The organism is Janthinobacterium sp. BJB301, assembly GCF_002735685.1.
GTDB classification, from domain to species: domain Bacteria; phylum Pseudomonadota; class Gammaproteobacteria; order Burkholderiales; family Burkholderiaceae_D; genus Janthinobacterium; species Janthinobacterium lividum.
The window spans coordinates 108,716-128,430 of the sequence record NZ_PDZJ01000001.1; the positions used below are offsets into that span (position 1 = coordinate 108,716).

Genomic DNA, 19,715 nt, shown 5'->3' on the forward strand with positions numbered 1-19,715 from the left:
GGCAGCCGGGAAAAATCGTCGTCAGCGATTGAATCTGGCTTACACGAACAGCTCGTGCCGCGCGCTCTGGCTGATGGCGATGGTGGCCGGGTGGCTCAGGCGCCGTTCCGTGGTGATCGCATACACTTGCTCGACGAGGCTGTCGACCCGGCCCAGCGCCACCACGGCGTACTGTTCGCAGACCTGGGGCGCGATGACGGTGGGCGCAAAGAACAGGCCGGCGCCGGACTGGCCGAAGGCTTTCATCATGGCGCTGTCGTCGAACTCGCCGACGATGCGCGGGTGCAGCTTGTTGTCGCCCAGCCATTGCAGCAAGCGTCCGTAGATGGCGAAGTCTTCTCCGGGCAGCAGCAGCGGCGCGCCATCGAGGCATTGCGGGAAGCTCCCCGTCAGGGTGGCGGCCAGCGCTGGCGTGCCGAACAGTGTCATGCCGCTTTCGCCCAGCAAATGGTTAAAGCCGCGCACGCTCAGATGGGCCGGCATGGGACGGTCCGCCATGATCAGGTCGAGCCGGTGCACGGCCAGGTCCGCCAGCAGGCTGGCCAGCCGGCCTTCGCGGCAAATGATGCGCAGCGGTTCGGCCAGTCCCAGCGCCGGCGCGACGAGGCGGCAGGCGATCAGTTTTGAGACGGAATCGGCGCAGCCGACGCGGAAGGTCGTCGTCGTGGTGCGCGACTGGTCGCGCACGATTTCCAGCAATTCATCGCCCGTGCTGAAGATGCTTTCGGCATGGCTGAGGATGCGCCTGCCCGTGTCCGTCAATTCCAGCTGGCGCCCGCTGCGGCGGAACAGTTCCACGCCCAGGGTGTCGGCAAATTCGCTGAGCTGGCCGGAAATCGATTGCGGCGTCAGGTGCAGCTGCTCGGCCGCGCGGGCGATGCTGCCCGTCTTGGCCACCATCCAGAAATAGCGCAAGTGCTTGAAGTTGAGTGTCGACATGGTATTTTCCGGTAGATTAATGCATCGAGTTTTTCGATGTATTCTTAAATTATATTCGATTTGTTCGATGTTTATATTCGGACTATGATGGCTGCTCAATTCATGCAAGGAGAGTGCCATGGACTTCAGGATACAAACAGAGCATTGCGGAGGCCGCCGATGAACGGCCTGGAAAGTATTGCGACGGCCCCCATGTGGGCCGGCTTCATCGCCTTTGTCCTGGTGATGCTGGCGCTGGACTTGTTCGTCTTTGGCGGCAACAAGGCGCACAAGGTCAGTGTCAAGGAAGCGGCGACATGGTCGCTCGTGTGGGTCAGCCTGGCCCTGCTGTTCAACGGCGGACTGTGGTGGTATCTGAACGGCACGGCCGGACCCGAGATCGCCAACCAGAAGGCGCTGGAATTTTTCTCCGGCTACCTGATCGAGAAAGCGCTGTCGGTCGATAACGTGTTCGTCTTCCTGCTGATCTTCAGCGCCTTCCAGGTGCCGATCCAGTACCAGCGCCGCGTGCTGATCTATGGCGTGCTGGGCGCGATCGTCATGCGCGCCGTGATGATCATGGCCGGTGCATGGGTGGTGAGCGAGTTCAGCTGGGTGCTGTACCTGTTCGGCGCCTTCCTGTTGATTACAGGCATGCGCATGCTGGTGGCGGCCGATGCGGAACCGGACGTGGCGAACAACCCGGTGCTGCGCTTTGCCCGCCGCCACTTGCGGGTGGCCGATGGCGACCATGGCGAGCGTTTCTTCGTGGCAAAGGGTGGCTTGCGTTATGTCACGCCGCTGTTCCTGGTGCTGATCCTGATCGAGGTGACGGACCTGGTATTCGCGGTCGATTCGATCCCGGCGATTTTCGCCATCACGACGGACCCGTTCATCGTCTTCACGTCGAACCTGTTCGCCATCATGGGATTGCGGGCCCTGTACTTCTTGCTGGTGGACGTGGCTGATCGCTTCCACATGCTCAAGTATGGCCTGGCGATGGTGCTGGTGTTCATCGGCGCAAAGATGCTGATCATGCCGTGGTACCACGTGCCGGTGGAAGCATCGTTGCTGGTGGTGGCAGTCCTGATCGTGTCGAGCTGCGTGGCCAGCGTGTTCATCACCCGCAGCGACAAACAGTAAAACAGCAGTACGGCGCGCCCCGCACGGCGGTGGCGCGCTTTTTAAACTCACAATGGAAAAGAGATTATGCGTACGTATGAAGTAAACAGTCCCCAGGCAGCGGGACGTATCCTGGCCCTGATGATGGTGGTCGACGGTAACCTGGCCAGCGCCGAGCTGCAAGCCATGCACCGCAGCAAGATCCTCGAGCATATCGACCTGGCGCCGGCCGCCTTCCAGCAACTGCTGCAAGACTTGTGCGACGACATGCTGACGTCGACCGTGCATGGCGCCGTGCAGCTGGCCAATGGCGTGATCGACAGCTTGCTCGATGAAATCGATGACCCGGACTTGCGCCGCAAGCTGTTGCAAGCCATGTGGAAGATCGCCGATGCGGACGATTGGCTGGCCGATGGCGAAGCCGTCTTGCTGGCCCGCGCCAGCGCGGCATGGTCAGCGGAAACGAACTTCCGCGCGCATGCCGCCTGATGCACATCAAGCCGTCTTGTGTCCCATCGCAATGACGGCGGCGCCGGCCAGGGCCAGGCCCACGCCGGCGATGTCCGTCCAGGCCGGCGTGACGCCGTCCACCAGCCACAGCCATCCCAGCGCCGTGGCGATATAGATGGCGCCATACGTGGCATACACCCTGCCGCTGGCGGCCGGGTGCAAGGTCAGCAGCCAGACGAAGATCAAGAGGCTGATGGCGGCCGGCAATAGCAGCCAGGCGCTGCCCTTGTTGCTCAGCCATAGCATGGGCAGGTAGCAGCCCAGCAGTTCGGCCACGGCCGTGACGGTAAACAGCCCGAAGGTGCGGGCCAGTCCAGTCCATTCAATTGCATCGTTCATTGCATTCCTGTTTTTACCGTCGAGCAGCCATTGTAGCTGCCAGGCTGCCGGCCCTGCTATGATCGGGACCGGATCCCGGAGGAAACAAAATGACGACCACCTCAGCGCCACGCGCCTTGCTGCAAGCCATGTTCCAGGCCGCCATCGAAGCGGCCCAGCCATCGCACTGCATACCGCCCCATCTGCCGCCCGCGCCCAAGGGCCGCCTGATCGTCATTGGCGCCGGCAAGGCGTCGGCCGCCATGGCGCAAGCCGTGGAACGGCACTGGCCGGGGCCGCTGTCGGGCCTCGTCGTCACGCGCTATGGCTATGCCGTGCCGTGTGAGCGCATCGAGATTGTCGAAGCGTCGCATCCCGTGCCGGATGCGGCCGGCATGGAGGCTGCCCGGCGCATGCTCGAACTGGTTGCCAACTTGCAGGCCGACGACACGGTGCTGTGTCTGATTTCGGGCGGCGGCTCGTCCCTGCTGGCCTTGCCGTTGGAGGGCATCAGCCTGGAAGACAAGCAGGCGCTGAACCGCGCGCTGCTGGCGTCGGGCGCCACCATCGGCGAAATGAATTGCGTGCGCCGCCATTTGTCCGCCATCAAGGGCGGGCGCCTGGCAGCCGCCTGCCATCCGGCGCAAGTCATCACTTTGGCGATTTCCGACGTGCCCGGCGACAAGCTGGGCGATATCGCGTCCGGCCCCACGGTGGGCGACGCCACCACGTGCGAGGACGCGCTGGCCATCGTGCGCCGCTATGGCATGGACTTGCCGGACAGCATACGCAAAGTGCTGGAAAGCGGGCGCGGCGAATCCGTGAAGCCCGACGATCCCCGTCTGGCGCGCACGCACACCACCCTGATCGCCACGCCGCAGATGGCGCTCGAAGCGGCAGCCGCCGTGGCGCGCGCGGCCGGCGTCACGCCGTATATATTGGGCGACAGCCTGGAAGGCGAGGCGCGCGACGTGGGCAAGGTGATGGCCGGCATCGCGCTGCAAACGGCCTTGCGTGGCCAGCCGTTTCCCGCCCCGTGCGTGCTGCTGTCGGGCGGCGAAACGACGGTCACCGTGCGCGGCAACGGGCGCGGCGGGCGCAACGTGGAATTCCTGCTGGCGCTGGGCATCGCGCTCGATGGGCGCGAAGGCATCCACGCGCTGGCCGGCGACACGGATGGCGTCGACGGCCAGGAAGACATCGCCGGCGCTGTTCTGGCGCCGGACACCCTGCAGCGGGCCTGGGCGCAAGGTATCAAACCGCGCGACAGCCTCGACAACAACGATGGCCACGGCTTTTTCCAGGCGCTGGGAGACAGCGTGGTCACGGGCCCGACATTGACGAACGTCAATGATTTCCGGGCTATCCTGATTACCTGATTACTGGAAACCTTCCAGCACAATCTTCCCTTTTGCCGTATTGCTTTCCAGCAGGGCATGTGCGCGCTTCAAATTCGCCGCATTGATCGTGCCGAAGCGCTCGGCCAGGGTGGTCTTGATGGTGCCCGCATCGACCAGCTGCGCCAGTTCCTGGAGCAGCTCATGCTGCTTGACCATGTCGGCCGTCTGGAACAGCGAACGGGTAAACATCAGTTCCCAGTGCAGCGACACGCTCTTGCCCTTGAACTTGCGCACGTCGATGTGCTCGGGGTCGTCGATCAGGGCGAACTTGCCCTGCGGCGCGATCAGTTCCACGATCTGCTCGAAATGCTGGTCAGTCTGGTTCAGGCTGATCACATAATCGACGGGCGGCAAGCCCAGGCGCGTGATTTCCCCCGCCAGCGGCAAGCTGTGGTCGATCACGTGGTGGGCGCCCAGTTCCTTCACCCAGTCCGCCGTTTCCGCGCGCGAGGCCGTGCCGATGACGGTGACGCCTGTCAATTGCCGCGCCAGCTGCACCAGCACGGAACCGACGCCGCCGGCCGCGCCGATTACCAGCAGGGACTTGCCTGTCAGATTTCTGTCGCGGCTGAGCTGCAGGCGGTCGAACAGCAATTCCCAGGCTGTAATGGCCGTGAGGGGCAGGGCGGCGGCCGGGGCAAAGTCCAGACTGGCGGGCATGTGGCCGACGATGCGCTCGTCGACCAGCTGGAATTCGCTGTTGCTGCCGGGGCGGTTGATGGCGCCCGCGTACCAGACTTTATCTCCCACCTGGAACAGGGTCACGTCGGGGCCGACGGCGGTGACGACGCCGGCTGCATCCCAGCCCAGCACTTCCGGCTGGCCCTCTTTCGGGGCGCGGTTCTTGCGCACCTTGGTGTCGACGGGATTGACGGAAATGGCGTGCACGGCGACTAGCAGGTCGCGCCCCGTGGCGACGGGCTCGGGCAGCTCGATGTCGAGCAGGGCGTCGGCATCCGTGATGGGCAGGCTGTGGTGGTAGGCGATGGCTTTCATGTGCTTCCTCGTTGGGTGGATACCGTATGATGGCGGCAATGCCTTCCTGGAAACAGGGGGTACGTACCGAAACACTTTCAAAGGAATGCTGAAAATTGCTGCGACTCGATGACTTGCAGGTATTTGTGCGCACGGCCGACCGGGGCAGTTTGTCGGCGGCCGCGCGCGAGATCGGCATTTCGCCCGCGCTGGCCAGCGCCGCCGTCAAGCGCCTGGAAGGGGAGCTGGGCTTGCGTTTGCTGGCCCGCACGACGCGTTCGCTGAGCCTGACGGCGGAAGGCACGCAATACTTGGAACACGCGCGCGAAGCCTTGCGCCTGCTGCGCGCAGGCCACGATGCGCTGCTAGCCGGCAAGGACAGTTTCGGCGGAACCTTGAAAATTGCCATGCCCTCCGACCTGGGCCGCAACCTGATGCTGGGCTGGCTGGACGAATTCCAGTCGCGCCATCCGAAACTGCACTATCAGCTCAGCGTCAGCGACCGGGTGGCCGACATGGTGCGCCAGCAAGTCGACGTGGCCATCCGCTATGGCCAGCAAGACGATTCGAGCATGGTCGCCATGCCGATCGCGCCCGCCAACGACCGGGTGCTGGTGGCGTCGCCCGCCTACCTGCGCGAATATGGCCCCCTGCTGGCGCTGGAAGATTTGTCGCAGCGTAATTGCCTGCGCTTTGCGCTGGAAGACGGCTTGCACGACCGCTGGACCTTTTACCGCCTGCCCCAGCGCGAGCAAGTGACGGTGTCCGTGAGCGGCAACCGCAGCGCCGACGACGCCGACCTGGTGCGGCGCTGGGCCGTGGCGGGGCTGGGCATCGCCTACAAATCGCGGCTCGACGTGGCGGGAGACGTGGCCGCCGGCCGCCTGCAAGCGCTGTTGCCCGGCGTGGCGGGCGAAGCCACGCCCTTGCACCTGGTCTGCACGCACCGGGCGCAGGTGACGCCGCTGGTGCTGCAGCTGCGCGATTTCCTGCGCGACCAATGTGCGGAGCTATTGAAACAGCATGATTGACGGTGGATTGCTCATTTGCGATGTTCCCGCCGCTCAACCTGATTTCATCGATTTTTTAAAATCACGTCACTCATGTATTGATTCAAATCGCGAAAATCCTTCACCCGCCAGGCATATGGCGCGATCTTGACGCCATTCTCTTTCAAGGTCTTTGGAATCAAATCGCCATTCGGACGGAGGATGACCGACGATACAATCACGCCCGGATAATCCTTCAGGCGTTTTTTGAAAGCGGCGGTGGTCAGGTCCGGCGTGGGAGGATTGCTTTTATTCGCCAATGGCCCGGTTCCCTTGATCTCTGCCCCATGGCACACGGCGCATCTCTGTACATACAGCGTTTTCCCGTTGAGATTTTCCGCGAAGGAGGATGGTGTTTGAATCAGCGATAACATTCCGAATGCAGCGATAAATAATATTTTCATCTATTTCCAATATGACTTTTGTATGGATAATGCCTGGTTCGAGAGAAAATACGCAGCTGCCATTGCAATACGCCATTCTCTCGATAATATTTTATCCGAGATTATTCATTCGTAATGGTACTCGCGGCACTCTTGCCGGCGAAAGGTTGGCCGGAAAACTATCCCGCTGGATTACAACTCGTTGCAAATGGCAATCATGCGCAGGTCAACCTGGGCGTACCCTCAGGCATTCTGCATGAAACCGCTTGAAGGACTGCCATGACTCCGAACCGACTGTTGCCGACGACCTTGATTTCCCTGCTGTTGCTGGCCGGCTGCGCCGCAACCGAACCTGCCGTCCAGGCCGGTCATCGCGCGCAAACCAGTTCCGCGCAGGACATCGCCATGCTGGAACGGGTCAGCTGGGGCGTGAGCGGGGGCAGCGTGCGCCAGGTGCAGGTGCAAGGCTGGAATGCCTACTTACAGGCGCAGTTGCATCCAGGAAAAGCGGCCTTGCCGCCGGCCATCGCCGCGCAAATCGACGCCATGACCATCAGCCAGGTGCCGCTCGATCAGTTGGTGTTTTCTATCGAGCAAAAGCGCAAGGAGTCGGCCGGCGTCATGGATGACATGGCGAAGCAGCAGGCGCAAAAGGAGTACCAGCAGGAACTGAACCGCCTGGCGCGCGAAGCGGCCACGCGTTCGCTGTTGCTCGATGTGTATTCGCCGAACCAGTTGCAGCAGCAACTGAGCTGGTTTTGGCTCAACCATTTCAGCGTGCACCAGGGCAAGCACAACTTGCGCGCCATGGTGGGCGATTACGAGGCGAACGCCATCGCGCCGCACGCGCTGGGGAAATTTCGCGACTTGCTGGGCGCGACCGTCCACCATCCGGCCATGCTGCGCTACCTGGACAATGAAGCCAACGCCGCCAAGCGCATCAATGAAAACTATGCGCGCGAGCTGATGGAGCTGCACACCCTGGGCGTCAACGGCGGCTACAGCCAGGCGGATGTGCAGGAACTGGCGCGCATTCTGACGGGCGTGGGCGTGAATTTGGGCGCGGACACGCCGAAGGTGAAACCGGTGCTGCAATCGCAATACGTGCGCCGGGGCTTGTTTGAATTCAATCCGAATCGCCACGATTACGGCGATAAGCAATTCCTCGGACAGACGGTGAAGGGCAGGGGATTGGCCGAGCTCGATGAAGCGCTGGACCGCCTCAGCCGCAGTCCGGCCACCGCGCATTTCATCAGCGGCAAGCTGGCCCAGTATTTCGTTGGCGATAATCCGCCCGCGCCGCTGGTGGCGCGCATGGCCGCTACCTTCCAGCAGAGCGATGGCATGATCGCCGACGTGTTGCAAACCATGTTCAGCAGTCCGGAGTTCAAGCAGTCGCTGGGCAAGAAATTCAAGGACCCCATGCATTATGTGGTGTCGGCCGTGCGCCTCAGCTATGACGACAAGCCCATCCTGAACGCGGGCCCCATGCTGAGCTGGCTCTCGCGCATGGGCCAGCCCCTGTACGGACGCCAGACGCCGGACGGCTATCCGCTGACGGACGCCTCCTGGGCCAGTCCCGGCCAGATGACGACGCGTTTCGATATCGCCCGCACCATCGGCTCGGGCAGCGCCGGCCTGTTCAAGACGGATGGCCCGCAGCCGCAGGAAAAAGTGGCCTTCCCGCAACTGGCCAGCGCCCTGTATTACCAGTCGCTGCAGCCAGCCTTGAGTCCGGCCACGCGCCTGGCCCTGGAACAGGCCGCCTCGCCGCAGGAGTGGAATACCTTCCTGCTCTCGTCACCCGAAATGATGCACCGCTAAGTTGAAACCGGAGGATTGCCATGAATCGTCGTGACTTGTTAAAAGCCCTGGCCGCCGCGCCCTTGCTGACCCATGCGGGCAGTCTGCTGGCGGCGCCCGCCACGGATGCGAAGCTGCTGTTCGTCTTTTTGCGCGGCGGCTATGATGCGAACAACTTGCTGGTGCCGGTCGGCAGCGATTTTTACTATGCGGCGCGGCCGAATATCGCCATTGCGAAACCGGGCGAGGAAAACGGCGCGCTGGCCTTGAACGCTGACTGGGCCTTGCATCCAGCCTTGCGCGAGACCATCTATCCCATGTTCACGGGCGGCGAGGCGGCCTTCATCCCGTTTGCGGGCACGACGGATTTGACGCGCAGCCATTTTGAAACGCAGGACACGATCGAGCTGGGGCAAGAGATCAACACGCGCCGCGACTTCCGTTCCGGTTTCCTGAACCGCCTGGTACAGACCTTGAATGGCAGCAAGGCCAATCCGGTCTATCCCGCCATCGCCTTCACGGACCAGCTGCCGCTGATCTTCCAGGGCGGCGTGCAAGTGCCGAACATGGCGCTGCGTTCCGTGGGCAAGTCCGGCATTGATGCGCGTCAAAGCCAGATCATCGCCGCCATGTACCGGGGCACGCCCCTGCAGCAACCCGTCAGCGCGGGCTTTGTCGTGCGCGACGACGTGACGAAGGAGTTGACGGGAGAGATGCAGGCGGCCAACCGCAACGCCATCAGTACCAAGGGCTTTGAACTGGAAGCGCAGCGCATCGCCCGTTTGATGAAGGATAAATACAACCTCGGCTTCGTCGATGTGGGCGGCTGGGATACGCACGTGGGGCAGGGCGGCGCCAGCGGCTACCTGGCGGGGCGCTTCGATGAGCTGGGACGGGGGTTGTCAGCGTTTTCGCAGGAAATGGGCGGCGCCTGGCGCCATACCGTGGTGGTGGTGGTCAGCGAATTTGGCCGCACCTTCCGCGAAAACGGCAACCGCGGCACGGACCATGGCCACGGCAGCGTGTTCTGGGTGCTGGGCGGCGGCATCAAAGGCAAGCAGGTGGCGGGCGAGCAAGTGGCGATTGCGCAGGGGACGTTGTTTCAGAACCGCGACATGCCCGTGCTGAATGAATACCGGGCCGTGCTGGGCGGCTTGCTGCGCCGCACGTTCGGCTTGACCTCGGCGCAGCTCGATCACGTATTTGCCGGCGTGAAACCGGCGGAGCTGGGGCTCGTGTAAATCGGAATGCCACCGTGTTACGCTACGCCTGCGCAACTGGCGCGTAGCGAAAACCGGCGGCTTGTGGCGCCGGGCACGAATGGAGTGGCATGAACGATACCCAGCGCGATATTGTCAGCGCAGGCTTTTCCCTGGCCTTGATCGCCGTGACGGCCTTCGTCATGCAGCGTTTCTTTTTACCGCTCGTGTGGGCCGGCATCCTGTGCGTGGCTACCTGGCCCTTGTACCTGCGCGTGCGCGCGGCGCTGGGGCAGCGCCCCATCATTGCGGCGGCCGCGCTGACCCTGGCGTTCGCCTGCATCTTCATCATTCCCGTGCTGTTCGGCGTGGCGCAGGCGGCGCGCGAAGTACCCGTGCTGGCCAATTTCATCGTGCATGCGAATGCCGATGGCTTGCCCGTGCCGCACTGGGTGGCGCATATTCCGCTGGCCGGCAGCGCCATCGGCGACTGGTGGCTGGCCACCCTGAGCCAGCCGCACGGCCTGGGCCACTTCTTTGCGGGCAGCGCCGTGGGCGGCTTTCATTCCGCGCGCGACATGCTCAAGGTGCTGGGGGCGGACGTGTTCCATCGCCTGGTCGACTTCGGTCTGGCGTTTTTATGCCTGTTTTTCTTTTACAAGGATGGGGAGGCGCTGACGCGCCAGATCACGGCTGTCGGCAGCCATTTCCTGCGCCCAGAACGGTGGGGCCGCTATGCGCAAAAGATCCCCACGGCCATCCGCGCCACCGTCAACGGCCTGGTACTGGTGGGCCTGGCCGAAGGCGTGCTGATCGGCATCGCCTATGCGATTGCCGGCTTGCCGTCGCCGGCCCTGTGGGCCTTTGCCACGGGCATCCTGGCCATCATCCCGTTCGGCGCGCCGCTCGCTTACGTGTGCGCGGCCGCCTTGCTGGTCTTCCAGGGCAATGTGGGCGCCGCCATCGGCGTGGCCGCGTGGGGCACCGTGGTGCTGTTTGTGGCCGACCACTTCGTGCGCCCCGGCATGATCGGCAACGCTACCCGCTTGCCCTTCCTGGCCGTGCTGTTCGGCATCCTGGGCGGTGTGGAAACCCTGGGCCTCGTGGGCCTGTTCATCGGTCCCGTCGTGATGGTGCTGTTTGTTACCTTGTGGTACGAAGCGAATGCGACTGACCGCGTACCGCCGGCGACCATGCTTTCCAGCACAGCTGACGATGCAGGTGCCGACGCACTTGCCGGTACAGCTGCTGCAACACCTGCCAGCCCGGCCGCGCCGGAACGCACACAGTAGTGAGGGGTCGGTCAGCGTGCCGCTGGCCGGTACTGAGGCGTTCCCGGCGTGGCCGGACGGAGCTGACTTGATAACAGGGTGCGAACACCTTGTTTTAAAGTCATTCTTAATGTGCCTTGGATAGAATAAGCAACCAACGGCGCATCAGCAGCACTTCAACATAGCCCGGCTCGATGCCCGTACCGCACTCGATCAAGGGATTGACGGTGTAGTAGCGCTTGCGGAAGTCGCGGCAGACGAGGATTTCGCGCTTGCCCATGCGGACGAGGAAAGAGCTTGGGGCGTATTCCAGGCCGAACCGTGAGCCAAAACCGCTATTCAATGTTGCCATGACAATTCCTTTGAGGGAGATGTGTTGAACGAGTCATCAGAATAGCATAAGTACTGTATGAATACACAGCTACTGTATGAATAAACAGTATTTTTTTGCTGGTGTGGTTTTTTTGATCAGTATCAGGAACATGAAAGAGAGATGAGTTTGCAAGAGAAAAATGACATGGGCATGACCACGGGCTGGACCACGAAACTGCGCCGCTTCGTCGAGGCGCGCCTGTCGCCGGAAGGCGAGCTGGGCCTGCATATGACGGTGGGCGTGGCGCTGATGCTGGTGGCCATCGTGGTGTTTCACGAAATCGCCGAAGCCGTCATGGGCATGGCCCGGATCACGGTGATCGACTTGCAGGTGGCGCACTGGTTCAACCAGCATGCCGTGCCGTGGATCACCAGCTGCCTGCTGGTCGTCACGCACATGCATGGCGTGATCGGCGCCATCACCCTGGCCGTCTTGCTGGGCTGGTATCTGCATCGCAAGGGCGCCGATTACTGGCTGTTTACCCTGGTCATCACCATGCCGGGCGTCATGTTTTTGAACCTGCTGCTAAAGTACATTTTTGTGCGCGCGCGGCCCAGCTTTGACGAGCCCATCTTGCAGACGGCCCTGAGCACGTACAGCTTTCCCAGTGGCCATACGGCCACCTCGACAGCCCTGTACGGCTTGCTGGCCGCCTACCTGATTTGCCAGACGGCGCCGGGCGCGTGGGGCAAGCGCATCGCCATCGCGCTGGGCGCTTTCCTGATGGCGTCACTCGTGGGCTTCAGCCGCATTTACCTGGGCGCGCATTACCTGAGCGATGTGCTGGCGGCCATGGCGGAAAGCTATGGCTGGCTGGCCATCTGCATCGCCGGCGTGTCGACCCTGCGCCGCCGCCGGCATATCCGGCAAACCAAATAAGGGGTACGATCCTGAGCAAGATTGCAGTCATCATCAATGCGGGCGCCGGTTGCGGCTATGCGCCCGACTGGGCGCAGCAGCTCGAAGCGGCTTTTGCCGCCGTGGGACTCGACGCCGCCATTACCCTGGCGCAAGGCGGCGCCGACATGATCGCCACGGCCGAGCAAGCCCTGCGCGATGGCGCGCCCATCGTCGTGGCCGGTGGCGGCGACGGCACCATCAATGCCGTCGCATCCGTCGTTGTCGGCAGCGGCACGCCGTTTGGTGTCTTGCCGCTGGGCACGCTGAACCATTTCGCCAAGGATTTGAATATCCCGCTCGACCTCGATGCGGCCATTGCCAATGTAGCGCAGGGCGTGCGGCACCAGGTCGACGTGGGCGAAGTCAATGGCCGCATCTTCCTGAACAATTCCAGCCTTGGCCTGTATCCCGATATCGTGCGCGACCGCGAAAAGCAGCAGCGCCGGCTGGGACGGGGCAAGTGGCTGGCCTTCAGCTGGGCGCTGGTGGCCGCGCTGCGCCGCTACCCATTCCTCAGCGTGCAATTGAAGCTCAACGACGCCGTGCATGCGCGGCGCACGCCTTTCGTCTTCATCGGCAATAATGAATACCTGATGGAAGGCTTGAATATCGGCGAGCGCGAGCGGCTTGACGGCGGCCAGCTGAGCTTGTACGTGGCGCAGCGTCCGGGCCGCCTGGGCTTGCTGAAGCTGGCCTTGCACGCGCTGTTTGGCAAGTTGTCGCAGGCCAAGGATTTCGACGTGTTGACGGCCACCGACCTGGAGATTGCCACGCAACACCGCCGCCTGCGCGTGGCCACCGATGGCGAAGTGACCGTCATGAATACGCCGCTGCATTACCGCATCCGCACGGCCGCGCTCGATGTGATCGTGCCGGCGCCCGTACCCGCAGCCAGCTAGGAGAACGCCATGCGTACCATCGTGCATTTGTCCGACTTGCATTTTGGCAGGGTCGATGCTGACCTGCTGGCGCCCCTGCGCGCGCTCGTCGAGCGTCTGGAACCTGACGTGGTGGTGGTCTCGGGCGACCTCACGCAACGCGCCCGCAGCGCCCAGTTCCAGGAAGCGCGGCACTTTCTCGACAGCTTGCCGGGGCCGCAGATCGTCGTGCCGGGCAACCATGACGTGCCACTCTACAACGTCGTTTCCCGCTTCCTGACGCCGCTGGTGAAGTACCGGCGCCATGTAACGGACGATTTGTCGCCCGAATATGTGGATGAGGAAATCGCCGTGCTGGGCATCAATACGGCCCGCTCGATGACGTTCAAGGATGGCCGCATCAGCCACGAGCAGATCGATTTCCTGCGTGAACGCCTGGGCAGTTTGCCGCCAGGTTTGACGCGCATCATCGTCACGCACCATCCATTTGACTTGCCCGAGCACTTCGACGAGGATGACCTGGTGGACCGCGCCCCGCAGGCGCTGCAAATGTTTTCCGAATGCGGCGTGGATCTGCTGCTGGCCGGGCACTTGCACGCCAGCGTGGCGGGCAACACGGCCGAGCGCTACAAGATCGCCGGCTACGCTGCCCTGATGGTGCAGGCGGGTACGGCCACGTCCACGCGTGGCCGGGGCGAGTCGAACTCCTTCAACGTGCTGCGCGTGGAAAATAGTTGTATTCGCGTCGAGCGCTACAGCTGGAATGAGGACAGCGCCGACTTTGAAAAGGTCAGCACGGAAGCGTTCGAGCGCCAGGGCGGGGTGTGGGCCAGCTTGCGGCCGCTGTAGATCGGATGAGCGGGGCAAGGCCCCGCGTAATCCGACGCTATTGTTGGCTTTGGTAATAGCTGTGGTGATGTCGGATTACGCTGCGCTAATCCGACCTACGCCGATCTACACCTGTCGTCGAGTGGCCGGCAAAATGGCCAGGGCTAGGCGCGTTGCCGAAGACAGTACGAATAGTACGGCGAGGCAATGCAACAACGCCCTGGACTTTTTGATGGCTACTCCGCTACAGCCAGTAGTTCATGAAACGGGCCGCCCACTCCTTCATGCGGTCGGCAATCGGCCGCGTTTCCCATTTCGCCCTGGTGATTTCTTCCGAGTCGCGCAAGTCTTCCTGGAAGGCATTTTCCATCTCCCTGCCGAAGCTGTCGCCCAGCACGATCACGTTCAGCTCGCTGTTATGCAGGAAGCTGCGCATGTCGATGTTGGTCGAGCCCACTGTCGACCAGGCGCCGTCGATGACGGCCGTCTTGGCGTGCAGCACGGCCAGTTTCAAGTGGAAGATGCGGATGCCGCCGGCCAGCAGCTGGTCGTACAGGGCGTGTCCCGCATGGAATACGAGGCCGCTGTCGGACACACCGGGCAGCACGACGGTGACGTCCACGCCCCGTTTCGCGGCCGCGATCAGGGCGTCGACCGTCTGCTGGTCCGGCACGAAATAGGCGGACGTGATGTGGATGGATTTCTTGGCTTCCTGGATGGCCAGGATGTACGCCTTGTAGATTTCAAAGCCGCCGTCCGGTTCGCTGGCCACCACACGCACCAGCTTGTCGCCCACTTCCGACAGGGTCGGGAAATAATTAGCGTCCGGCAAGTCGGCCTGGTCTTGCTGGGCCCAGGTGCGGATGAACAGCCACTGGAAGGCGGCCACGGCCGGGCCTTCCACTTTCACGTGGGTATCGCGCCAGCCCACGTCCTTCTTGTCTTTGGGTTTCGATTTCGAGCGGAACAGCGAGCTTTTCGCATAGGTATCGCTGATATTGATGCCGCCCGTAAATGCCATCTTGCCGTCGACGATCAGCACCTTGCGGTGGTCGCGGTTATTGATCTTCCAGTCGTCGCCCTTGAGCTTGGCGGGATTGACGGGGTTGAAGGCCACCAGGTGCACGCCGGCCGCGCGCATGCGGTCAAAGAACGCCTGCGGCACGCCGAGGGTGCCCACGCTGTCGTAGATGACATTGACCGTCACGCCCGATTGCTGCTTTTCGATCAGCATGTCGGCAAATTTGAGGCCCAGCGGATCCTGGTCGAAGATATACGTTTCCAGGTTGATGCTGTTCTTCGCTTCGCTGATGGCCTGGAACATGGCGGCCATGGTTTGCGGGCCGTCAAACAGCAGGGTCACCTTGTTGCCCTTGATCAAAGGTACGCCCGTGGCCGCCTCTTCCAGCGCCGCCTGGGTTTTCAAGTCCATGCCGGACTTGGCCCAGCGCTTGTTGAGCAGGGCGGCGCGGCTGTTGACGCTCAGCACGGCGCCCTTGCCCGTGATCACCTTGGGCTTGGCCACCGGCTCCAGGGTGGTGTTGAGGTTCTTGACATTGGGCAGCGAGGCGCATGCAGCCAGGGTCCAGCACAGCAGTAGGGCGGTGAGGCAGGGTTGCATGCGCCGAGCGGTCATTTTTGAGCCTTGGTGGTGGGTGACAGGTTTGCCGACTCATCGGCCAGTGCCAAAGGTGGCGGGTTTTTTGAACCGAAGAAGAAGACGATGGGCGACCGGAGGAAGCGCTTGCCCAGAATCTTCAACAATTGCATGCCGTGCTTGAAGCGCACCTGGCGCGAACGCAGAGCCACCCACAGGGCCAGGCCGAAGCTGACCAGCAGGTTGGCCGTGCCGATGGCGAAGATGCCCGACAGCGACTTGACGGCCAGTTGCCAGCTCATGTTGTGGTCCAGGCCCACCAGGGCCGTGGCGAAGTTGGCGGCCGAGAAGGTGATGTGGCGGATGTCGATAGGCAAGCCGATCAAAAAGCCCAGGGTGCCGATGGAACCCAGCAGGATACCGAAATAGAAGTTACCCATCAGCCCGCCCAGGTTGTTTTCCAGGTACATGCCCAGCCGTTGCAGGCGTTCCTGGCCAATCACGCGGCCCAGGCCGCGCAATTGCGCGATGCGCTGCGCCCAGCGCGTGTACAGGGCCTGGTTGTCATAGTAGCCGGAAATCAGGCCGGCCACGAACAGGCATACGCCGGCGATCATGGCGTAGAAGATGGCGGGGCTGCCGATGGGGTCGATATCGTGCAGCAAATGCATGGCTTTCTCGGGCGTCACCAGGTTGTGTCCCGTAATCGCCTTGTAGCCGAGCGCGATCAGCCAGGCCGTGGGAATGGCGGTCGCCAGGTTGCCCAGCACGGCCATGTTTTGCGTGCGGAAGACCTTGTTGATCAGTTCCGCCATGCTGTCGAGGTCGATATTCCTGCCATCCTTGCTGTGCAGGCCGGCGGCGATGCGCGACGCCGTCATGGCCGGCTGCTTGGTGGCCACCGTGAAATGCAGCAAGTGGATGAACATGAAGCCGATCGAGTAATTCATGCTGAACATGAAGGCTTCGACCAGCGGCGCCGAGCGCAGGTAGGACATCAATATCTTGAACAGGGCCATGAAGCCGATGATCACGCCCGCGCCCGCGGACGAGAGGAACATGGCGCCCATTTCGCGGCGGTTTTCCGCGATGTAGTGCTCGCCCGTGCGGCTGGCGTTTTCCGTCACATTGCGCGCCAGCAAGTTGATATTGTCGGAAAACAGGTCGCTGACCTTGTACTTGTGGTTGTGCGCGCGTATCAGTTCCAGCGCCAATCCGACGGCGCCCGCGCGGCGGCGGCTGACGGGCTGCGGGTACAGCAAGTCTTGCGTGGCATCGACCGTGATGGCGGCGATGTCCACGTTGTTGGAGGCAGGCAGCTCGCCGCTCGTGTCGACGAGGAACAGCAGCTTGCGCAAGCGCTCGATGCTTTGCGCCAAGGCCACCAATAAATACGTGAGGGGAATGCTGGTGCCCTGATACAGCGCCTTCTTGCGGATCTTGGCGATGACGGCGTCGCACTGGTCCAGCATCACCAGCAAATGGCGCGCGTCTTCGATGTGCTCGAGATCGCCATGCAGCAGATTCGTGTAGGCATCCAGGTAGGCGTTCACTTCCGTGTTCTGCACCATGAATGGCGACTGGAACACTTCGATTTCGCTGTGGAAACGTGTCAGTTCCGGCTCCAGGCCCATGGCGCAGACGCGGTAGGACAGGGTGCGGATGGCGTCGAGCATGCCCGGCAGCATGATATTGCCATCGCCGACGGCCAGTTCGATCTCGTCGCTGGTGAGCACGTCGAACAGTTCCAGCCAGTCCGTGGCGGGCACATTGCTGATCCACAAATAATCGGTTTTCAGGTACAGCACCTGGTCGAGTGCGTCGTTCAGGTACTCGTCGCCGAGGGCGGGCGGCAGCATGCGGTAGGCGATGCGGCGTTTCAATTCCGTGAAGAAACCGCTGTTCGACAGCACGCCGATGTCGGTGTACAGGCTGGCGTGGCGGCGCGCGGCCAGCACGCGCAGCACGTATTCATGCAGGGCGCGCGCTTGCGCGGGGTTACCTTTGAGAAGCTGGCGCAGGGTGCGCACGTTGGCAATCGCGGTAGCGCTGTCGTGGGAGCGCTTGGGACGCAGTGAGTTGAATAATTCCACCAGCAAGTCGATATTGCTGGAGTTGGGGTCAATGCGTTCGAGGATAGCTAGCATGCAGAAAAAACGGGCGAGCCGCTGTCGGTAAAACCAGTAGTGTACCGCCTGCGTCAAATCGCGCAACGTTCGCCACCGAACATTGCTTTACGGCAGGGCCTGCATTTAACGCCATTTTGCCGCAAATTAGCTGAATCATGGTCAATATTGCGTGTTGTCAGTGTGCGACTCTTTTCCTGGGCTAAGCTGAAGTTTCTGTTGTACAACGCACGGACGCTGGACAAAAAGCGGGGATAAGGTAACACTGAGATCAGACACACAGCGCATGTCCTGATCAATACCGGGAAGTTTCAATTCACGTTACCGAGATATTTATCATGAAGACCTCGTATTTTGCGCTTGCTGTGATAGGGATGGGGCCTTTCGCGCTGGGCGCGACGGCCCAGGCTGCCGATGGCGCAGGCAGTGCCGCATCCAGTAACGTTGCCGTGTACGGCGTGCTCGACGCGGGCATCGTGGCCGAGCGGGGCTGTGCCGCCAATTGCGCCGGCGCCAAGGTGTCCGGCGGCGTCGCGTCCGGTTCGCGTCTGGGCGTGCAGGGCCGCGAGGCGCTGGGTAATGATGTCACGGCCGTGTTTACCCTGGAAGCGGGCATCCAGAACGACACGGGCCAGTCGGAAGAGGGGCGCCTGTTCGGCCGCCAGGCTTACGTGGGCCTCGACAGCCGCCTGGGCGCGCTGACCCTGGGGCGCCAGTACAACCTGCAATACCTGACCCTGACCGATGTGGCCGACCCGTTCAAGGGCGGCATGGCCGGCAGCGCCAGCAACCTGGCCGGCTACAGCGTGAAACGCTACGACAACACCGTCAAATACGTGACGCCCGCCTTGCGCGGCGTGACTGCCAGCGCCATCTACAGCTTTGGCGAGTCGCCGTACAGCAACGCCAACAACCGCGCGTATGGCGCCACCCTCGGCTATTCGGCCGGCGCCGTGAATGTCAGCGTGTCGCACCAGCGCAAGAATAACCTCATCCTCGCTTCCGGCACCTTGCCCGCCATCGACATGTCTGCCCGCAACACCCTGATCGCGGCGAATATCGACCTGAAGGTGGCCACTGCCTTTGCCGCCGTGGGCATCAACAAGGGCTATGGCAGCTCGCCATGGGACCCGAACAATGCCTACAGCTCGCTGGCCCTGTCGATGTCGTCGTCTGACAGCCGCGACACCTTGCTGGGCGTATCGGTGCCCGTGGGCGGCTTCAAGCTGCTGGCGTCCTGGGTGCGCAAGGATGACCGCGATCTGGCCAACCGCGACGCCAGCCAGATGGCCGTCGGCCTCACGTATTCGCTGTCAAAGCGCAGCGATTTCTATGCGTCCTACGCGAAGATCCACAACAAGAACGGCGCCCGCTACACGGTGGGCAATGCCAGCGATTCGGGGCGTGGCGATGCGGCGTTTAATCTCGGCTTCCGTCACGGTTTCTGAGCCGCGGTCGCCGATGGGGCAGGGCAGCTTGCGCCCAGCCATTTGCCGTTGCTCGTCACATTCACCTGTTCCGGCGTGCCGCGCGCGCTGGTGGTCACCGCCAATTGCATGCTGAATGCCTGGTCGCCCGTAAACAGTACCTTGCCTTCGCCGCTCGATTTCGGATTGGCGCAAGTGAACGAAACATTCATGCCGCCCGCGATATCCGTGTTTTTCGATTTGCAGTCACCGGGCTGGCCCGTGGGAATCTGCTTGCGCGCCGCCATGTCCGGCGTCACGCATGCCGTCACGCGCACGGCGCCATCGGCGCCCACGGTGGGCATGGCCATGCCCCGGCTGGCCGCCATGCTTTCCAGCTGCTTGCGTTGATCGGGAGGAAGGTTGCCCAGTTGCTGCAGCACCATGGACATGGCGTTGTCGGTGGCGGCGTCCGGCGACGCCATCTTGCTGTCGACTTGCCACAGGCCCGGCTTGATGGTGGCGGACTGCGAGGCGGCCATGGTATTGGCGTGGGCGCCGAAGGCGGCGCAAGCCAGCAGGGCCAAGCTTGGCAGGGATTTTTTCATCGTGGGGTCTCCGGTATGGGCAGACCCCAGCATACGGCATGGCAAGCGGGG

General features: G+C 62.5%; 19 protein-coding genes. 11 read left to right on the forward strand and 8 right to left on the reverse strand.

The annotated features are described in order from the left end of the window. Nucleotides 1-39: 39 nt before the first annotated feature. Nucleotides 40-939, reverse strand: coding sequence for a transcriptional activator NhaR (gene nhaR, locus CSQ91_RS00520; RefSeq protein ID WP_099387097.1), 900 nt, complete (start codon nucleotides 937-939; stop codon nucleotides 40-42). A 159-nt stretch (nucleotides 940-1,098) separates the two neighbouring features. Here nhaR and CSQ91_RS00525 point away from each other — a divergent pair, with 159 nt between their 5' ends. After that, nucleotides 1,099-2,061, forward strand: coding sequence for a TerC family protein (locus CSQ91_RS00525; RefSeq protein WP_034786370.1), 963 nt, complete (start codon nucleotides 1,099-1,101; stop codon nucleotides 2,059-2,061). A 66-nt stretch (nucleotides 2,062-2,127) separates the two neighbouring features. Next, complete coding sequence (locus tag CSQ91_RS00530; RefSeq protein ID WP_034786369.1) at nucleotides 2,128-2,529, forward strand: TerB family tellurite resistance protein; 402 nt, start codon at nucleotides 2,128-2,130, stop codon at nucleotides 2,527-2,529. 6 nt (nucleotides 2,530-2,535) lie between these two features. On the opposite strand, the gene CSQ91_RS00535 is transcribed toward CSQ91_RS00530, so the two are convergent. After that, the gene (locus CSQ91_RS00535; protein WP_099387098.1) at nucleotides 2,536-2,889 is read right to left on the reverse strand and encodes a YnfA family protein; all 354 of its coding nucleotides are present in this window, start codon (nucleotides 2,887-2,889) and stop codon (nucleotides 2,536-2,538) included. A gap of 89 nt (nucleotides 2,890-2,978) precedes the next feature. On the opposite strand from CSQ91_RS00535, the gene CSQ91_RS00540 reads away from it, so the two are divergent. Then, nucleotides 2,979-4,247: a glycerate kinase type-2 family protein gene (locus CSQ91_RS00540; RefSeq protein WP_099387099.1), complete on the forward strand. Its 1,269-nt coding sequence runs from the start codon at nucleotides 2,979-2,981 to the stop codon at nucleotides 4,245-4,247. Here the strand turns inward: CSQ91_RS00540 and CSQ91_RS00545 are convergent, their stop codons facing one another. Next, nucleotides 4,248-5,264 carry a zinc-binding alcohol dehydrogenase family protein gene (locus CSQ91_RS00545; protein WP_099387100.1) on the reverse strand — a complete coding sequence of 339 codons (1,017 nt, stop codon included), beginning with the start codon at nucleotides 5,262-5,264 and terminating at the stop codon, nucleotides 4,248-4,250. A 95-nt stretch (nucleotides 5,265-5,359) separates the two neighbouring features. On the opposite strand from CSQ91_RS00545, the gene CSQ91_RS00550 reads away from it, so the two are divergent. Then, nucleotides 5,360-6,274, forward strand: a complete 915-nt coding sequence (locus tag CSQ91_RS00550) for a LysR family transcriptional regulator (protein ID WP_099387101.1) — start codon at nucleotides 5,360-5,362, stop codon at nucleotides 6,272-6,274. A gap of 44 nt (nucleotides 6,275-6,318) precedes the next feature. On the opposite strand, the gene CSQ91_RS00555 is transcribed toward CSQ91_RS00550, so the two are convergent. Next, entirely contained in the window at nucleotides 6,319-6,696 is a 378-nt protein-coding gene (locus CSQ91_RS00555) for a c-type cytochrome (RefSeq protein ID WP_070255140.1), read from the reverse strand. A gap of 258 nt (nucleotides 6,697-6,954) precedes the next feature. Here CSQ91_RS00555 and CSQ91_RS00560 point away from each other — a divergent pair, with 258 nt between their 5' ends. The 3 genes from CSQ91_RS00560 (at nucleotide 6,955) to CSQ91_RS00570 (ending at nucleotide 10,969) form a co-directional block, all read left to right on the forward strand. Further along, entirely contained in the window at nucleotides 6,955-8,499 is a 1,545-nt protein-coding gene (locus CSQ91_RS00560; RefSeq protein WP_070278565.1) for a DUF1800 domain-containing protein, read from the forward strand. Between the two features lie 20 nt (nucleotides 8,500-8,519). Further along, nucleotides 8,520-9,719, forward strand: a complete 1,200-nt coding sequence (locus CSQ91_RS00565; RefSeq protein WP_099387102.1) for a DUF1501 domain-containing protein — start codon at nucleotides 8,520-8,522, stop codon at nucleotides 9,717-9,719. Between the two features lie 89 nt (nucleotides 9,720-9,808). Beyond that, complete coding sequence (locus CSQ91_RS00570; protein WP_099387103.1) at nucleotides 9,809-10,969, forward strand: AI-2E family transporter; 1,161 nt, start codon at nucleotides 9,809-9,811, stop codon at nucleotides 10,967-10,969. Between the two features lie 106 nt (nucleotides 10,970-11,075). Here CSQ91_RS00570 and CSQ91_RS00575 read toward each other — a convergent pair whose 3' ends face one another. Next, nucleotides 11,076-11,300 (reverse strand): hypothetical protein, encoded by a 225-nt coding sequence (locus CSQ91_RS00575; protein WP_010396348.1) that lies wholly within the window; start codon nucleotides 11,298-11,300, stop codon nucleotides 11,076-11,078. A 141-nt stretch (nucleotides 11,301-11,441) separates the two neighbouring features. On the opposite strand from CSQ91_RS00575, the gene CSQ91_RS00580 reads away from it, so the two are divergent. The 3 genes from CSQ91_RS00580 to CSQ91_RS00590 are packed head-to-tail and all read left to right on the forward strand — an operon-like array spanning nucleotide 11,442 to nucleotide 13,948. Continuing rightward, complete coding sequence (locus CSQ91_RS00580) at nucleotides 11,442-12,200, forward strand: phosphatase PAP2 family protein (RefSeq protein ID WP_230522637.1); 759 nt, start codon at nucleotides 11,442-11,444, stop codon at nucleotides 12,198-12,200. An 11-nt stretch (nucleotides 12,201-12,211) separates the two neighbouring features. Beyond that, nucleotides 12,212-13,120: a diacylglycerol/lipid kinase family protein gene (locus CSQ91_RS00585; RefSeq protein ID WP_099388511.1), complete on the forward strand. Its 909-nt coding sequence runs from the start codon at nucleotides 12,212-12,214 to the stop codon at nucleotides 13,118-13,120. Between the two features lie 9 nt (nucleotides 13,121-13,129). After that, on the forward strand, nucleotides 13,130-13,948 hold the full coding sequence (locus tag CSQ91_RS00590; protein WP_034786361.1) for a metallophosphoesterase family protein: 819 nt from the start codon (nucleotides 13,130-13,132) through the stop codon (nucleotides 13,946-13,948). Nucleotides 13,949-14,171: 223 nt separating this feature from the next. Here CSQ91_RS00590 and cls read toward each other — a convergent pair whose 3' ends face one another. Beyond that, nucleotides 14,172-15,563: a cardiolipin synthase gene (gene cls / locus CSQ91_RS00595; protein ID WP_099387104.1), complete on the reverse strand. Its 1,392-nt coding sequence runs from the start codon at nucleotides 15,561-15,563 to the stop codon at nucleotides 14,172-14,174. Then, on the reverse strand, nucleotides 15,560-17,671 hold the full coding sequence (locus CSQ91_RS00600) for a site-specific recombinase (RefSeq protein ID WP_092612662.1): 2,112 nt from the start codon (nucleotides 17,669-17,671) through the stop codon (nucleotides 15,560-15,562). The genes cls and CSQ91_RS00600 overlap by 4 nt, the downstream gene beginning before the upstream one ends. Nucleotides 17,672-17,988: 317 nt before the next feature. Between CSQ91_RS00600 and CSQ91_RS00605 the strand changes: the two genes are divergently transcribed. Then, nucleotides 17,989-19,098, forward strand: a complete 1,110-nt coding sequence (locus tag CSQ91_RS00605; protein WP_099387105.1) for a porin — start codon at nucleotides 17,989-17,991, stop codon at nucleotides 19,096-19,098. Here the strand turns inward: CSQ91_RS00605 and CSQ91_RS00610 are convergent. Further along, nucleotides 19,086-19,664, reverse strand: coding sequence for a DUF3617 domain-containing protein (locus CSQ91_RS00610; protein ID WP_099387106.1), 579 nt, complete (start codon nucleotides 19,662-19,664; stop codon nucleotides 19,086-19,088). The genes CSQ91_RS00605 and CSQ91_RS00610 overlap by 13 nt on opposite strands. Nucleotides 19,665-19,715 lie beyond the last annotated feature (51 nt).

Coding starts and splice junctions, on each gene's coding strand:
- nhaR (WP_099387097.1), bottom strand. CDS start 939: ATGTCGACACTCAACTTCAAGCACTTGCGCTATTTCTGGATGGTGGCC.
- CSQ91_RS00525 (WP_034786370.1), top strand. CDS start 1,099: ATGAACGGCCTGGAAAGTATTGCGACGGCCCCCATGTGGGCCGGCTTC.
- CSQ91_RS00530 (WP_034786369.1), top strand. CDS start 2,128: ATGCGTACGTATGAAGTAAACAGTCCCCAGGCAGCGGGACGTATCCTG.
- CSQ91_RS00535 (WP_099387098.1), bottom strand. CDS start 2,889: ATGAACGATGCAATTGAATGGACTGGACTGGCCCGCACCTTCGGGCTG.
- CSQ91_RS00540 (WP_099387099.1), top strand. CDS start 2,979: ATGACGACCACCTCAGCGCCACGCGCCTTGCTGCAAGCCATGTTCCAG.
- CSQ91_RS00545 (WP_099387100.1), bottom strand. CDS start 5,264: ATGAAAGCCATCGCCTACCACCACAGCCTGCCCATCACGGATGCCGAC.
- CSQ91_RS00555 (WP_070255140.1), bottom strand. CDS start 6,696: ATGAAAATATTATTTATCGCTGCATTCGGAATGTTATCGCTGATTCAA.
- CSQ91_RS00560 (WP_070278565.1), top strand. CDS start 6,955: ATGACTCCGAACCGACTGTTGCCGACGACCTTGATTTCCCTGCTGTTG.
- CSQ91_RS00565 (WP_099387102.1), top strand. CDS start 8,520: ATGAATCGTCGTGACTTGTTAAAAGCCCTGGCCGCCGCGCCCTTGCTG.
- CSQ91_RS00570 (WP_099387103.1), top strand. CDS start 9,809: ATGAACGATACCCAGCGCGATATTGTCAGCGCAGGCTTTTCCCTGGCC.
- CSQ91_RS00575 (WP_010396348.1), bottom strand. CDS start 11,300: ATGGCAACATTGAATAGCGGTTTTGGCTCACGGTTCGGCCTGGAATAC.
- CSQ91_RS00580 (WP_230522637.1), top strand. CDS start 11,442: ATGAGTTTGCAAGAGAAAAATGACATGGGCATGACCACGGGCTGGACC.
- CSQ91_RS00590 (WP_034786361.1), top strand. CDS start 13,130: ATGCGTACCATCGTGCATTTGTCCGACTTGCATTTTGGCAGGGTCGAT.
- cls (WP_099387104.1), bottom strand. CDS start 15,563: ATGACCGCTCGGCGCATGCAACCCTGCCTCACCGCCCTACTGCTGTGC.
- CSQ91_RS00600 (WP_092612662.1), bottom strand. CDS start 17,671: ATGCTAGCTATCCTCGAACGCATTGACCCCAACTCCAGCAATATCGAC.
- CSQ91_RS00605 (WP_099387105.1), top strand. CDS start 17,989: ATGAAGACCTCGTATTTTGCGCTTGCTGTGATAGGGATGGGGCCTTTC.
- CSQ91_RS00610 (WP_099387106.1), bottom strand. CDS start 19,664: ATGAAAAAATCCCTGCCAAGCTTGGCCCTGCTGGCTTGCGCCGCCTTC.